The organism is Candidatus Lokiarchaeum ossiferum, from assembly GCA_025839675.1.
Classification (GTDB): Archaea; Asgardarchaeota; Lokiarchaeia; order Sigyniarchaeales; family Promethearchaeaceae; genus Lokiarchaeum; species Lokiarchaeum ossiferum.
On record CP104013.1, the window covers coordinates 1446996 to 1461137 of the forward strand.

Below are 14142 nucleotides of genomic sequence, written 5' to 3' on the forward strand. Positions count from 1 at the left end.
TTTTTCTTTGTATTGATTGTAATATGGAAAGAATTAAGGATTTTATTAAGTAAACGAAGAAAAAATAGAATAAAATCTTAGAATGTTCATTTTTTAATGAGTATGTCTTAAAATTCCATTAAATAAACCACTTTTGAACAAATATATACATTATTTTAATCGGTTATTCATTTCTGTCCCATTTTACTCGGACAATAACTTTACAAGTTTTGCTTTAATTTCCATCTATTTTTTTTCACATCCCAATTATTCAAAAAACGCTGTTATTTCGGATTAAATCTAAAAATTCAAATTTTATGCGCCATTTACCAACTTAATTCTATGGATTTTTGGATTCGATTTTTCAACCCCCTAAATCTCACAGAAAAATTACCTATTAGGCGATATATTAATGGTTAAAGTAAGAAATCCCCAAGAAATCGTCGATATGGTGCAAAAAGGAAGCTATGCTAAAAAGCGTGTCTTTTCCATCGTTGCCCACATCGATCATGGTAAAACTACTACCTCTGATTTCCTTTTAAAACGTGCAGGGTTAATGCGCCCTGAAGACGCCGGAGCAATGCAAGCAATGGACTCCGATGATGAAGAACAAGCCCGTGGAATCACTATTTTCACTTCTGTTGTTCTCCTCGCCTTCAATGACAACCGCCAACCCGAAGATGAAGAAGCATACATTTTCCAGATCAACGATACTCCAGGTCACTTGTCCTTTACCGGTGAAGTCTCACGAGCCCTCCGAACCTCGGATGGTGCTATTCTTCTTGTAGACGCCCTTGAAGGTATGATGACTCAAACCGAAACTAACATTCGACTTTCCGTTGGAAACGAAAAATGTAAGCCAGTAGTGTTTATCAATAAAGTCGACCGTCTCATCTCTGAATTACGTCTTGAACCTGCTGAGGTTTATAAGCGTGTTGATGAGATTATCAATGATGTTAATAACCTCATTCGAGAACTCCAACCCGAAGGTTCAAGCTGGACCGTCGATTTCGCTAAAAGCCAAGTCGCTCTCGGTTCGGCTAAACATGGTTGGGGATTTACTATGGAAATTTTGAAACAAAATAATATCAAACCAACTTTCGTGTTTGAAAAGTATAACGAAGGAGACATTGATTTCCTCCGCAAGAATCTTCCATTGGATGAATCCTTACTTCGGATGGTTATCGATCATTTACCAGACCCCATTACCGGCTCCAAACTCCGAATGAAACACATTGTCTCAGGTGTAGATTGGGACACTGATTTTGGGAAATCTATTCTTAATTCCGATCCAAAGGGTGAATTATTAGGAATGATTGCCAAAGTATTTATCGATCCAAAGAGTTTCCGCCCCACATTGATTGGTCGGGTGTTCTCCGGATCCTTACACCAAGGAGATACGATCTATTTAGTCAACCAAAAAAAATCATATAAAGTTAAAAGATTAGGTGTTATGGAAATAACCGATTTATTGGATATGGACATGGTACCCGCTGGAAACTTATTTGCAGTGTTTGGATTCATTTGTCCCTCAGGGGAATCCTTCGTACGCAAGGAATATGCGGAAAGTTATGAGAACAAAGACGATATTCCAAGGTTTGAAAGTATTAAATACTCATGTGAAGCTGTAGTGTCTCGATCTATTACTCCAATCGATCCTCAAGACTTAGGAAAGCTCGGAGAAGTCACATCCAAATGGTTAATGGCAGACAACACCGCCAAGTTCAGTTTAAACAAGGAATCCAAAGAATATGTGCTCAGTGGAATCGATCCCCTTCAAATTGAAATTCTCACAAAGCGGATTAACAAACAAGTAAAAATCAAGATCGGAGAACCAATTATTGTATACCGGGAAATGTGCACCGATAAAGGTGAATTATACTACACTAAATCTCCAAACGGTCATAACCGAATGAAAATGTTTATTGAACCCTTAGATCCGGTAGCCACCAAACTTAGTTTGGATGGTGAAATCAACGAAATGATGGATCGTAAAACCATGGGTAAAATCTTACGGGAAAAAGCTGGCTGGGATGCCAAAGAAGCTCGCAAGATTTGGGATACCTATGAAGGCAACCTTTTAGTCGATGGATCCAAAGGATTACAACGGATGGACCGAATCAAATCAGCGGTAATTGATGCGTTCCGATCCTTCTGTGAACATGGCCCATTAGCCAAAGAACCTGTAATGGGAGTAAAGGCAACCTTTACCGATTGTACAGTCCACTCTGATCCTGCTCACACAGGATTCGGGGAAATTGCTACCATGGTAAACGCCAACTTAGCCCTCGGGTTCCTCTCAGCTAAACCAAAAATGTTTGAACCTATCCAACATGCAGATATCAAAACCCCTAACGGAACCGAAGGGGGTATCATCAAAGTACTGACTCAGCATCGAGGAATTATTGGTGATATTTTACCTGATGGTGCCTACATGCGTGTCACAGGAAAATTACCTGCTTCAGAATTAAGTAAAGGAATTGCCGATGATTTCCGAGGAGCCACCCAAGGACGGGCATTCTTTGGATACCAGTTTGCAGGGTTTGAAGCTATTCCACGCGCAATTATGGAAAAGTATATCATGGAAATTCGCAAGCGCAAAGAAATGTCTGAACAAATGCCAGATGGCAGCAATTTCAAACGATTCATCTATGTCCGCACGTAAAGACCATTGTGGATTTCAATTTTTTTTATTTCTATATTCTTATTACAATTTGTTTTCAAAAATGAAAAACTGGAAACGCTAAACCATTCACAACCGTTTTATTGTCCGATTGTTTTTAGGAAATTATCTAAAATTGCTAGAAAAAAACCAGAAAAAAATCGATACCAACGATTAAGTTGGATCGGAAGAATAGAATAATTCTTTGGCTTCAGGTAAGAGATTTAAGCAAACCAAACATAGTCAGAAAAATCGACAATGATTGGATATTGTCTACGATTTCTTTGTCTAACAGATAAAACTAAATCTTCTGCAAAGTGGAAACTATCAACTGCGTTGTATCCGTCGGCGACATGGTCAAAGAAGGCATCGGAAAATTTACCTTCACCTGGAAGTTCGGCAAGAGCATAGGAATTGTGGTCTTCATCTGAGGTGGACATTGCTAAATATGGAGATGCTTGGAAATCCAATGGGAATCCACCGGAATGGCAAGATTCGATTAAGAAACTAATTCGTTCTGCTTCCAATCGATCAAACATTACTCGAAGTTCGCTAGAATACACTATACTGGTGCCAGGTGCAAAAGCGGTCAATGAATCTTCACCATTGTTGTTTCCATGGCCGAAAAGATAGAAGAAAACGGTATCTTCAACACCTTCATATGCCTCAACTGTGTTGAAATCGGCTTCAAAATCAGCAGTATCTTTGAAGTTATACATAACGGTATAACCTTCGTCTTGTAAGATTGCCCAATATTCATCAACGCATGCTTGAGTTCCAGCATCACTTGCCCAGAAAAAGACGGCGATCTTTTCTGGAATTGCATTAGCTGATCCTAAGCTCAAGGTTTCTAATTCTCGATCGCTTGATTCAGCATCATCTAAAGCAAAGGAAAAGGCACTTGCAGGAGTGTAACTTGAACTGAAGACAGTTACAAAAATTAAACATAACCCAACAAGAGCCAAACTTATAGATTTTCTCTTCATGTTAATCACATTTCAAAATAAGAAAAATATGGGATATTTTTGCTTATTATGTATGAGTGCTTAAAGATCGTTTTGATCCGATTGCAATTCAACCACATAAATGTATTGCAATTAAGCATGTTACCTTTGTTCACATTACATATAAATGAAATGGAAAAATGAATCATAACAGATTAACATCTATTTTCATATTTTTGTAAAACGCTCTCTCTATGCGAATTCGGAAGCTAAGAAGATAAGAGAAATAGCTACGATATCTACTTTTTTATTACTATATAGAACAATTGTTAAAAGTAATAGAATGATTGAACAAATAGCAGATATAATTGGGTTTATTTTTGATAACTCTTACTTTTTTTGAGATTTTTCTCTCTTTTACACTCGTATTATATCTATTAAAAATAAGATGATTTCCAAAGAAAAGAAAAGAGCCATTAAGAGTTCTAACTTCCACATTTTATCTTCCGAGGAATTTTGGATGCTAAGAGAATAGACTTCAGTTAAGTATGCAATTCTCGCCCTAATGGAAGTGATCCAAGATGAAAGATCAAACAAATTGCAAATATGTTTGTATATTTCCCCTAAAAAAAAGTTCCCAATAATTTTTGAAACATTTTCAATATTTTCAAGCATAAATAGAGCATCAATTCTTAATTGTTGTATTCTTTTTGCTTTTAACTTAATTTGCCGATGATTTTTATTTTGAAAAAGAAAAGTAGATTCAATTTCTGCATCTTTCAACCATTTATCAAGAATGAAATCCAAATTTTGTAATTCTAAACTCATATAATTTGATAATTCGACTATAGCGAGAATATCTTCATAATCACGATAAGGATCAAAAATTAAGGCACGTTCTGATTCGAAAAGGAGCAAATCTTTTTCAAAATATGAGAATTTGTTATTCAATATATCCGTAATTTGTGTATGGTGGAGTTTATTGTTTGAATGTTCTCGAGATAAAAATTTAGCGACTAAATCTTTCTGAGTTTCAACAAAATTAGAAGCATTGATATTCTTATCTCGAATACAAAAAACCGAATAAGATTCAGGATCTCTTACATTAAATTTATAAAGCTCCTTCGTGATGAATGGTCTTATTTGTGCATAAATATGTTGAAATTGTTGATTAATCCATTTCTTAAGGGAAATTGGTGCTTTATTTGGGAATTTTACCTTTTGTGTTTTCCGAAATAAGTCAAGCTCCTCTAAAGAAACTTTTTTCACAATGGAACGTGTGATAAACGAGATGACTCCATCTTCATAGAATTGAACAAAAATGGAAATTTTCTCGAATATCTCTACATTCTTTGGAAAATAATCTTCTAAATGAATGTTTAACGGTTCAGGTAATATAATATTCTTTGGAGTTTTTTTACTAATTCGGAATTTTCTCTTTTGAGAAGAAGGAAATAATTTTATAATTTGATTAAGGTCAATTGAAGTCCCTACATCCCATAAATCGAAGAAAACTATTTCACATTCATCAAACATCAATGGTCGTTTCAACTCCCTTAAGAACTTCAAAATTCAAGCAATCAATTTGATGCACCCATTCAAATTTCTCTATCATGAATCTTTTCAAATATAAAATCCATTCAATATCTCCATTCCAATCACAATTAAAACGACTATTTTCACATTTTAAGTTATGATATATAGGCTTTTCTTCAATTTTTTTTTTTATAAAAACACCCCACTTGCTTTGCATATGGGAAGCTATAGATATTAAACCTATTGAGTGATTATAGAGTCCTCCCTAACATTTCTTTTGAGGAAAAAATTGCTAAAAACACAGCCGTTTGAAGCAAAATTAAGTTGTTGCATTATGACCAAAAAAAAAATCTAAACGAGTATAAAATGGACTAGTAAGTATCCTTAAACTTCATTAATGTCAAAATCGCTAGCATTAATAACTTCTAAAACTAACAAAAAGATAGAATAAAATTAGGGACGATCTATTAATATGGAAACACCATCTTTTTCAATTAAACAATTTCTTACGCCCATTCAACCGTTAGTTTTAGAGAATGTTCCAGTTGAAATTATAATATATAGCAATTTTGACCCAAATTCCCCCAAATCGATAGTTCAAGGCATTTTTAGAATAAATATTCAGAAACCAACAGACGAAATCGTTTTACAGACAAAAATTTCATCAGTAACCAGCATGAACAACCCGTTTAGTTTTCTGACTTTAACAAATACAGAAGAGAATTATAGCATTTCATTTTCTTGTCATAGAATTTTATCCATCACATTGGAAGGTAAGGTAGGAGTGATTGTTTTCATGCCCCATGGGACAAATCCTATTAATGGAATACCAGGAGAGATTAATGTTGCCTGGGGGGAAATCAGGATAAGCGGTGATGAAGGACAAAATGCCCAAATTTTACAAAATCAAATTCAGAATCTGTATATAAATAATCAAGTCCCTCGTCCACGGTGTTCTACATGTCAAGGAATGAAAATATTGAAAAAAACAGATCTAATGACGGATTTTAATGAAAATGCAATAGTTGTTGATGAGAATTTAGTCTGTCAAGATTGCTTGAATGGTGCTATTAACTATTATTCGAGCTTAAAAACTCAAATTGAAAACCTCCGCACTCAAGATGGAATAAAAACAAATAAGGAATATTTACTTCAATTAATTGATGGAGGGATCACCCTTGCGGAAAATTTGAACGATGAACCCTTCGTAATGGAATTTATCATATTAAAAATAAAAGTTTTGCAATCCAGCGATGAAGGAGAAGAAAAATATCAAGCCAAGGAGTTATTGGAAGAAGTGCAAATGTTTGCTGAAAATTGGAACCTTTCAGAAATTACAGCCAAAGTAGAAATATTGCAAAAGGCACCAGAATTGAAAGAAATAGATAACATACCTTCAAATAATACCAAATCGTTGGAAAAATTAGATAAAGATCCAACTCTTCTGGATGAGAAAAAAAATGAGCCCATGAAAGCGGTTTCTTTAAAACCAGTTAAATTACCAAAACTCAGCACTCCTATCAAAGACATAATCATTGAAGAAGAAGTTCTTCCTGATGAAGAATCCTTAGAACAAGAAGAACCAAAGAAAAAAAACTTAGAATTCCTTAAACCCGAAGATATCCCTGTCGATGAAGATGCAATGGCCTTAGGTGAAGCTTTGGATTTCACACCATCTCCAGATGATTTACATATACCATTACCAGAAAAACAGCCCGAAAAATCATCTCAAGAAAAAACCTTAGAATTCCTTAAGCCCGAAGATATCCCTGTCGATGAAGATGCAATGGCCTTAGGTGAAGCTTTGGATTTCACACCATCTCCAGATGATTTACATATACCATTACCAGAAAAACAGCCCGGAAATTCATCTCAAGAAAAAACTTTAGAATTCCTTAAACCCGAAGATATCCCTGTCGATGAAGATGCAATGGCCTTAGGTGAAGCTTTGGATTTCACACCATCTCCAGATGATCTACATATACCATTACCAGAAAAACAGCCCGAAAAATCAACTCAAGAAAAAACTTTAGAATTCCTTAAGCCCGAAGATATCCCTGTCGATGAAGATGCAATGGCCTTAGGTGAAGCTTTGGATTTCACTCCCACTCAAGAGGACTTAGATGAGCAAATCCCAAAAAAAATGCCACAGACGAAGCAAATAGAAACAAATATACCCATAGCCCCACCGAAAGTAAATTCAGATGAAAGCACATTTAAATCACCTCCAGAATCGGATTTTGATCCACTTGCACCAATTTTCAAAAAAGGAGATGAAAAACCATCAGAAATCCCAATAAACCCCCTAGAAGTACTTGATCATAAATCAAATACTAAATATGCAGCGGGATATCAGGAATTGAACAAGGGAAATCTTTTCTTTGGAATTGATAGGACGAAGCAAAAATTATCCACTTCTAAAGATAATAGTGAAAAAAAACCAGAAATTTTTTCACTCTTCGGAGGAGCTCCTTCAAAATCGTCCCAAGAATCATCATCAACGAGTCTTGACAAAGAAGCCATTTCTACCGAGAAATTATCCCCCCTCTCTTTAAGGAAAAATGCACGTCAGAGACGCCGTAATAAGGTGGATATTTGTCCGATGTGTGGTAAAATCGCCCCCCAATGTACATGTGGGTATATGAAGGCAAAAGGAAGGAATTAAGTTTATAGAAAGGGTAAGACATTTACATAAAAATTACCCATGCTTTGGGCAGCCATATCTGAAAATGGAGGAGTCGAAGCCGAACCAATGCTAAAAACCTTCAAATTAGAGATAGGGTTATTAGGAATTTCATTTTGAAGATATTCCAAGAATGTTGTAAATTTCCGCTTTACATTAATACATAAAAAACCATCACAATCGTAAGCATCAGGATGAGCACTGACAAAGCGAGAATAATGAGGTTCATCACTTACAGCAGGCCCAGTTCGGATATATTCTTCAGAAATTACTGGTTGAGGTGCATGTAAAGCAATAACATAAATCCCCTTTTTTGCATCAAATATTAATTCTCCTTCAACATTTGGAAACCTATCTTCGAGAGTTGCTTCCTGTTCAGCCTTTCGAATTAATTTCTCCATTAAATGATACAATTTATCCCGATATTTGGTATAGTGATCTTCTTCAGTCTCATGATATTCCACGTAATATAAGCAATTTAATGTCTTTTTATCGGAATGTAGAGACAAAATTGAAGGAATTCTTTCTTTTCGGAAGAAACTTGCATCGGGATTCGCCATAAATTGTTGAATTTTTGACTTCATTAAATAATATGCCCGGGAGGAGATGGAAGATCCTACATTCCTCTTGGCATCGGTGGGATCAATAAGGATTAGAAAATCATTGGGAAAAAACCTTTTTCGTATATCTGCAAAGGATTTATTTTGATATCTTGCAACATATTCGGGTAGCATCTCACTGGAATAAAGAATTTTAGAATTTAATTTATCAAAATTGCAAAAAACACCCCAAATAGAACTATAAAGATGAATCAATAATTCTGCACTGTACCCAATGAACCCACTACGCCCGATCGCACTTTGGTCCCCATAACAATGATGACATTTAAAAAAGTATTTTAATAAGCGCACATCATCCTTTTGTGATTTAGACAAATGATCACGGATGAACCGGCTGTGATGAGGGGAACGATCAACCGCAGTTATTGGACCGTTTTCATGGATATATTGACTTGACAAATCAAAACAGCAAACTAAATCGATTTCCACACCTTCTAATTCTGCTGACACATATGGGTGTTCAGCATAGCTGAGACGAACATTTTGATAGTGATTTTCTTTCAAGGTTGGAATCAACCAGTCCGATACAAGATTTTTGAACAATTTACGGATATAATCTCGACGAACTTTCTTTGAAGAAAACTTTGATTCAAATAAAAAAGTTGGATCTAAACCAATGAAAAGATCAATATCCGCAGCGTTGGTTAATGCAGTTTGTTTGATCCCAGTAGAACCTTGCGGTTCGATAAACATTAGAGATATTTCAGGTGGAATGCGACTAGAATTGATCACTTCAATGGTATCAGAAATTAAATTCTGCATTTTGATCAATTCTGATGATTTAGGAACAATTTGTTTAATTGTCTGGTGGAAAATTGAAGATATTTGTGGAGGAGGAAGAGTTGGAGAAAATTTCATAACAATAAACCTTTAAGAAGAATCTTGAATAGACTTAATCAATTCATCAACAGGAACGGGCTCAGGGATCTGAAAACCTTTCTTTAAATCTTCAATTGAACGTTCTTGAGTTATTCTAGGGATAAATAATACAGGGGCACTTATCTTCCCTAAAGTAGGATCTTGAGATTGAGCATTTTTAACTAAGAATTCCACTGATTGAACGAAACCCCCATGCACCACGATTCGCGAAGAATACCCAGGGTGAAAGAATTTCCCTTCAACCAGCTTACCTAAATGAGAATATTTCAGGGTTTCCTTTCGTTCTTGAAAGAAAGAAATAAGATTTGAAGATTGAGCATACATAGAATTTTGAATTAAAACCATTTCTGTATGATAACCATCAATCTTTTCCAAATTTTGAATGCGATCGAGATTATCTTGAATGTTTGGTTTTCGGAATAGGGGCAATTTTTCGAGAGACAAGCGTTCTCGCCAAGCAACATCTTGATCCAATTGAAGTTTTCCTGTAAGATCTATATCGAAGGTTCCATCTTCCATGCGATGACAATTAGGATTTACAATTTCCAGAATTTTTCCCTCTGTTTTAATGGGCGCCGAACTTATTGAATCAATTGCGCTTTGATCCTTTAATTCTTTTATTTGATAAAACCCTTTCATTGACTTTCGAATGTCTTTTGCAAGGCGCAATGCAATAAAATATAAAACCAAAGAAGATTTTATTCCCCGATAAATAAAAACAGAGCGTGAATCATCATCGGTAATTAAAATTACCTTTGATTGAGATAAAATATCGCCCACAGTCGAACCTTCAAGAATATGAGTTTCTAAAGATCGGGTCACTTCAAACGCTTGCATTTTATTCTTTACCTACTTCTAATTTCATTTTAACCAATTTAATTTTTTGGCAATAATTCAATGACAAATCTCAAAAATTAACTTTTTAGGCTTCGAAGACCATATTTGATCCATGAAACTATGTCCATCCGTCAAAAATGGTTTGCATTTCTCATGTAAACAATGTGGAAAATGTTGTTCAAATGAACAAGATGGATATGTTTTCATTTACCAAGAAGATATTGATAACATTTGTAAAAATCTAAAAATCTCAGAAGAGGATTTGGCAGAAAAATATTTTTCGACAACTGATTATGATTATGACTTATGGGATGAAAACTTAGGTGAAACTAAAAAAACCAAAGTTTACCCCACTTTGATTTTGAATAATGAGAAAAATCAAAATTGTGCATTTTTAATTGAAGCTGAAGGAAAGAAATTGTGTAAAATCTATAAAAGCCGACCCTTACAGTGTAAAATTTTTCCTTTTTGGAATGTTATCATCACTTCGGAAGAATTTTTTTTATCAGCAAGTCATTCTTGTCCTGGAATTAATTGCTCAGAAGATACGAAAGGATTCTTTTCACCTGAGAAAATTAAGGAATTAGTCTATTTAGAACGAAAAATGGAATATGATTATTATACCAAGATGAAAAATTGTGATTTTGAAATGAATGAGGTTTATCCCTTTTTAAAAAAAATCAAACCACTTAGTAAGAAAAAATAGGATGAAAAAAAATTCAGAAATTAAGTTTGAATTGAAGTGTCTTTTTTCACTTTAGCAGAATCGGTCATCTTTTTAGTAGTTGGGGAAGTTTGTTTAGGCGAAGGTTTTTTTTTCGACTTCGCAGTCTTCTTTGAGCCTTTTGATTTCTTTGCACTCTTTTGAGTAGTTTTCTTTGATCTGCTTTTAGCAGATTTCGTCGTACTCTTTTTTGAGGATTTTTTTGAGCTCTTTTTGACGGATTTCTTTGAGCTCTTTTTAGTGGATTTCTTTTTTGGATCCAATACAAGCATTTCTTGGTGTTCCTCACTATCGAGAACCTGACCATTTTGGTTAGCATGATGAAGAACAGGAGCTAAAAATTGCCCTGTGTAAGATTTCTTGACTCTCACAATCTCTTCAGGAGTACCCGATGCAACAATTTCTCCCCCTTCGTCGCCTCCTTCAGGACCAACATCAATTAAATAATCTGCAGATTTAATAATATCCATATTATGTTCAATGATGATTACAGAATTACCTTGATCTACTAATCGCTGAATAACTAAAATTAATTGGTTAGTATCATGAAAATGCAATCCTGTTGTAGGTTCATCTAAGATATACAAGGTTTTTCCTGTACTTCTTTTACTTAACTCCCGAGAAAGTTTAACTCTTTGAGCTTCCCCACCTGATAATGTGGTGGATGACTGTCCAAGTTTTATATACCCTAACCCTACATCAATGAGAGTTTTCAAAATGGCTTGCATGCGCGGATGATTTTCAAAGAATTCATAAGCTTCTTCATGAGACATGTCTAAAACTTCGGCAATATTTTTACCTTTGAATTTAACTTCAAGAGTCTCTGTGTTATAACGTTGACCTTTACAGACATCGCATCGTACAAACACAGATGGAAGGAATTGCATCTCAATTAAATTATACCCGGAACCAGTACACTTTTCACATCGTCCTCCCTTTACATTGAAACTAAATCGGCCCTTCTTATATCCTCGGAGTTTTGCTTCTTGAGTTTTTTCAAACAGATCTCGGATAATATCAAATAGTTTAGTATAAGTTGCTGGAATCGATCGAGGAGTTCGACCAATTGGTGTCTGATCAATATGGATAATTTTATCAATGGCATCACTACCGTCAATACTGTCAAATTCACCCGGAATCATTCGAGATTCTCGATAAATTTCGCGATGTAATCCTTTATAGAGAATCTCCATAATTAAACTCGATTTTCCTGCGCCACTTACACCAGTTACAACAGTTAAAACTCCAAGAGGGATCTTAACATCAATATTTTTTAAGTTATTCGAGCGAGCACCTCTAATTGTTATCCATTGATTGTCATTGGAACGTCGATATTCAGGTGTAGGAATGAATAGTTCACCGCGAAGATATTTCCCTGTCAGCGATTCCTTATGCTTTTCTACAACAGATAATGTATCCGCCACAACCACTTCACCTCCATGAATTCCAGCCCCTGGACCAATATCAACAATGAAATCCGCAGATCGGATAATTCCTTCATCATGTTCAACAACAAGAATGGAATTACCTTTATCGCGAAGTTGTTCCAACATTTTAACTAATTTATAGTTGTCTCGAGGATGTAAACCGATGGAAGGTTCATCTAAAACATATAAAACCCCCACAAGATTCGAACCAATTTGAGTCGCTAACCGAACACGTTCTGATTCCCCACCCGATAATGTTTTACTTTCTCGATCCATTTGAACGTAGTGCAAACCTACATTCAAAAGGAATGTATATCGAGCAAATAATTCTTTAAGTACTTCTTTGACAATATGCATTTGCCGATCTGAAACAAGAGCTTTAACTTCACTTAAGAACTGAAGGGCTTTATCAACGGTCAATGTTGATACATCAGCAATACTCTTTTCATGCAATATGACACCTAAGGCTTCAGGACGAAGACGTTGACCATGACAGACACGACAAATTTGCTGTTCCATCCATTTTTCATAATATTCTCGACTTGAATCAGAGGAAGATTGCATATAGCGTCGTTGTAATGTATTTAATATTCCTTCAAAAGGACGGGAAACGTTGTAAGAAAATTCCCGATCACCATTACCATTAGACTGACTTGAATCAAAGTGGAAGGGGATTTTTTCTGAGCCCGACCCCCATAAAAAGATCTGCCAAAAATCTTCGGGTAAATCCATGATAGGATCCGATAAATTCACATTATAGTGTTCCGCAACGGTTTCTAAGATTCGCCAGCTGTAAGTTTCGAGGGTTCCAAACCCGCCAACACTTCGTAAATTGCTCTCGTATAGATTCCGGTCTTTATCTGGAAATAAACGATGCTCGGTAAATTCATTTGATTTTCCTAAACCATTACAAGCAGGACACATCCCATGAGGTGTATTAAAGGAAAAGAGTTGAGGTCGTAAATCGGGCATCGAAAGACTACAAGTAGGACAAAAGAGGCGTTCAGAATAGATTTTCGGATCTTTTTCTGGAATCCAGATCTTGACTAACCCATCTGTTAATTTTGATGCTTGTTCCACTGCATCAGCTAATCGATTTCGGAATTGATCTGTATCTTTTTTCACTAATCGATCGATTACAACATCAATATCATGAAATTTATTTTTGTCAAGACTGATTTCTTCATCCAGTTCATATTCGATCTCATCAACTATCACCCTTACAAAGCCATCTTTCTTTAATTGCTTGAAAATTGCACTATATTCACCCTTTCTTCGTTGGATTATGGGGGAAAGAACGCGAAACTTGGTATTAACAGGAAGTTCTTTTAATATTGATTCAGTAATTTCTTGTGTGGTTAAAGGAGTGATTTCTTGACCACATGTAGGACAATGCGGGATTCCTATATTAGCGTACAACAATCTTAGATAATCATATATTTCCGTAACCGTACCCACGGTACTGCGGGGATTTTTACTCACACTCTTTTGCTCAATGGCAATGGAGGGAGATAAGCCTTCAATATAATCTAAATCGGGTTTATCCATAGAGCCCAAAAATTGACGGGCATAGGTATTCAAGGATTCTAAATATCTGCGTTGTCCTTCAGCATATATGGTATCAATGGCAAGGGAAGATTTTCCCGACCCACTTAAACCCGTAAAAACTACCAGTTTATCGCGAGGAATTTCAATATTTATATTTTTCAAATTATTTTGACGAGCGCCCTTAACAATAATACTAGATTTAGTCATTTGTTATCATTTCACTTCTGTTTCTTTTTTCGTTTTATTGATGTTTTTTTTTTTCTTATTACGCATACTTTGAATATCTCGTTTCCGGACATGTTC

The 14142-nt window shown here is 35.4% G+C and carries 8 protein-coding genes; 3 read left to right on the forward strand and 5 right to left on the reverse strand.

Annotated elements, in window-relative coordinates; genetic code table 11:
- The first annotated feature begins 391 nt into the window (after positions 1–391).
- Complete coding sequence (locus tag NEF87_RS05835; RefSeq protein WP_457919045.1) at positions 392–2644, forward strand: GTP-binding protein; 2253 nt, start codon at positions 392–394, stop codon at positions 2642–2644.
- Between the two features lie 221 nt (positions 2645–2865).
- On the opposite strand, the gene NEF87_RS05840 is transcribed toward NEF87_RS05835, so the two are convergent.
- A complete protein-coding gene (locus tag NEF87_RS05840; protein ID WP_457919046.1) occupies positions 2866–3627 on the reverse strand; it encodes a C13 family peptidase in 762 nt (253 codons plus the stop codon).
- A 375-nt stretch (positions 3628–4002) separates the two neighbouring features.
- Positions 4003–5121 carry a hypothetical protein gene (locus NEF87_RS05845; RefSeq protein WP_457919047.1) on the reverse strand — a complete coding sequence of 373 codons (1119 nt, stop codon included), beginning with the start codon at positions 5119–5121 and terminating at the stop codon, positions 4003–4005.
- 472 nt (positions 5122–5593) lie between these two features.
- Here NEF87_RS05845 and NEF87_RS05850 point away from each other — a divergent pair, with 472 nt between their 5' ends.
- Positions 5594–7786 carry a hypothetical protein gene (locus NEF87_RS05850; RefSeq protein WP_457919048.1) on the forward strand — a complete coding sequence of 731 codons (2193 nt, stop codon included), beginning with the start codon at positions 5594–5596 and terminating at the stop codon, positions 7784–7786.
- Positions 7787–7788: 2 nt separating this feature from the next.
- Here NEF87_RS05850 and NEF87_RS05855 read toward each other — a convergent pair whose 3' ends face one another.
- Positions 7789–9282: a hypothetical protein gene (locus NEF87_RS05855; protein ID WP_457919049.1), complete on the reverse strand. Its 1494-nt coding sequence runs from the start codon at positions 9280–9282 to the stop codon at positions 7789–7791.
- Positions 9283–9294: 12 nt separating this feature from the next.
- Positions 9295–10140: a hypothetical protein gene (locus NEF87_RS05860; RefSeq protein ID WP_457919050.1), complete on the reverse strand. Its 846-nt coding sequence runs from the start codon at positions 10138–10140 to the stop codon at positions 9295–9297.
- Between the two features lie 112 nt (positions 10141–10252).
- Here NEF87_RS05860 and NEF87_RS05865 point away from each other — a divergent pair, with 112 nt between their 5' ends.
- Positions 10253–10846, forward strand: a complete 594-nt coding sequence (locus tag NEF87_RS05865) for a YkgJ family cysteine cluster protein (protein ID WP_371805488.1) — start codon at positions 10253–10255, stop codon at positions 10844–10846.
- Positions 10847–10866: 20 nt separating this feature from the next.
- On the opposite strand, the gene uvrA is transcribed toward NEF87_RS05865, so the two are convergent.
- The gene (gene uvrA, locus NEF87_RS05870; protein WP_457919051.1) at positions 10867–14046 is read right to left on the reverse strand and encodes an excinuclease ABC subunit UvrA; all 3180 of its coding nucleotides are present in this window, start codon (positions 14044–14046) and stop codon (positions 10867–10869) included.
- Positions 14047–14142: the final 96 nt, after the last annotated feature.